Raw genomic sequence first — 2,027 nt, 5'->3', positions numbered from 1 at the left:
CGGGTTCGCGCTGATCAGCCAGCGCACCACGACCGTGCAGCGGATGTACTTCCAGTGCGCCCCCGACGAGTCCGCGGACGCCTGGCCGGACGACCGCGTCTGGGAGACGCTCCAGGCCCGGGTGGCCGGCGAGGACGGCTTCCGGCTCAAGGAGGGGCCGATCATCGAGAAGACGGTGCTGCGGTTCCGCTCGTTCGTTCAGGAGCCGATGCGCTGGGGCTCGATGGCGCTGGCGGGCGACGCCGCGCACACCGTGCCGCCGACCGGCGCCCGCGGGCTGAACCTGGCGCTGCACGACGTGAAGGTACTCGCCGGCGTGCTGCTGCGTGCGCTCGGCGGCGAGGGCTCGGCCGCGCTGGACGACTACCAGCCGCGTGCCCTCCAACGGGTCTGGCGGGCACAGAACTTCTCGTACTGGATGACCCGGCTGCTGCACACCGCGCCCGGAGACACGCCGTTCGACCTGCGGCGCCGGCTCGGCGAGCTCGACAACGCGGTGGGCACCCGGGCCGGCCGCACCTTCCTCGCCGAGCAGTACACCGGCTGGCCCGCCGCCGTCCAGGACTGACCCGGACCCCACCAGGAGAGCACGCATGATCATCGACTGTCACGGCCACTTCACCACCGCACCGCCGCAGTTGGCGCAGTGGCGGGACCGGCAGGTGGCGGCGGCCGGCTCCACCGGCGACGCACCCGATCCCGACGCCCTGGCCATCACCGACGACGACCTGCGCCAGGCGATCGAGGGCAACCAACTGCGGCTCATGGACGAGCGCGGCAGCGACCTGACCATCTTCTCCCCGCGGGCCAGCTTCATGGCCCATCACATCGGCGACTTCGAAGTCTCCTCGGTGTGGGCGCGAATCTGCAACGACCTGGTCCACCGCGTCAGCACGCTCTACCCCGACCGGTTCGCGATGGGCGCGATGCTCCCGCAGTCGCCCGGAGTCGACCCCGCCACCTGTCTGCCCGAGCTGCGCCGCGCGGTCGAGGAACTCGGTGCGGTGACGATCAACCTCAACCCCGACCCCTCGGGCGGCAGGTGGACCGCTCCGCCGCTGACCGACCGCAGCTGGTACCCGGTCTACGAGGCGATGGCCGAGTACGACATCCCGGCCATGATCCACGTCAGCACCTCGTGCAACCCGGCCTTCCACACCACCGGGGCCCACTACCTCAACGCCGACACCACGGCGTTCATGCAACTGCTCCAGGGCGACCTGTTCGCCGACTTCCCGACGCTGCGGTTCGTGATCCCGCACGGCGGCGGCGCGGTGCCCTACCACTGGGGGCGCTTCCGCGGCCTGGCGATGGCGCTCGGCAAGCCGGACCCCGAGACGCTGCTGGACAACGTCTTCTTCGACACCTGCGTCTACCACCAGCCCGGCGTCGACCTGCTGACCCGGGTCGTCCCCAGCCGGTCGGTCCTCTTCGCCAGCGAGATGATCGGCGCGGTCCGCGACATCGACCCGCTCACCGGCCACCACTTCGACGACACGAAGCGGTACGTCGACGCCACGCCGAACCTCTCCGACGAGGAGCGGGCCGCCGTCTACTCGGGCAACGCCCTGCGCGTCCACCCCCGCCTCGCCGCCCGGCTCGCCGCAGCCGGCCGCTGAACCCAGGAGAACCACCGCATGGAACACACCGAAATCGGCGTCGTCCACACGTCGATCACCCGCGCCGCCCCCGAGGCGGTCGCCGCGCTGTCGACGTTCGGCGTGGCGACGATCCACGAGGCCATGGGCCGGGTCGGACTGATGCGCCCCTACCTGCGCCCGGCCTACCCGAAGGCCAGGCTGTGCGGCACGACGGTGACCGTCCTGCTGCAACCCGGCGACAACTGGATGCTGCACGTCGCCGCCGAGCAGGTCCGGGAGGGCGACGTCGTGGTCGCCGCCTGCACGACCGAGAGCGAGGACGGATTCTTCGGCGAACTGCTCGCCACCTCCTTCCGCGCCCGGGGATGCCGGGGCCTGGTCATCGACGGCGGCGTGCGTGACGTGGCCGAACTCGAGGAGATGGAC

3 protein-coding genes are annotated in these 2,027 nt (G+C 71.4%); all 3 read left to right on the top strand.

What is annotated here, in order from left to right; genetic code table 11:
• A partial coding sequence (locus VR45_RS41275) for an FAD-dependent monooxygenase (RefSeq protein WP_045945123.1) occupies positions 1-568 on the top strand: 568 nt, incomplete at its 5' end.
• A 25-nt stretch (positions 569-593) separates the two neighbouring features.
• Complete coding sequence (locus VR45_RS41270; protein WP_045945122.1) at positions 594-1,619, top strand: amidohydrolase family protein; 1,026 nt, start codon at positions 594-596, stop codon at positions 1,617-1,619.
• A gap of 18 nt (positions 1,620-1,637) precedes the next feature.
• A partial coding sequence (locus VR45_RS41265) for a 4-carboxy-4-hydroxy-2-oxoadipate aldolase/oxaloacetate decarboxylase (protein WP_045945121.1) occupies positions 1,638-2,027 on the top strand: 390 nt, incomplete at its 3' end.

Origin of the sequence: Streptomyces sp. NRRL S-495, from assembly GCF_000966955.1 — a bacterium.
GTDB classification, from domain to species: Bacteria; Actinomycetota; Actinomycetes; order Streptomycetales; family Streptomycetaceae; genus Kitasatospora; species Kitasatospora purpeofusca.
Note: the sequence above shows the minus strand (reverse complement) of the source record. Positions and strands in the feature narration are given on the sequence as shown.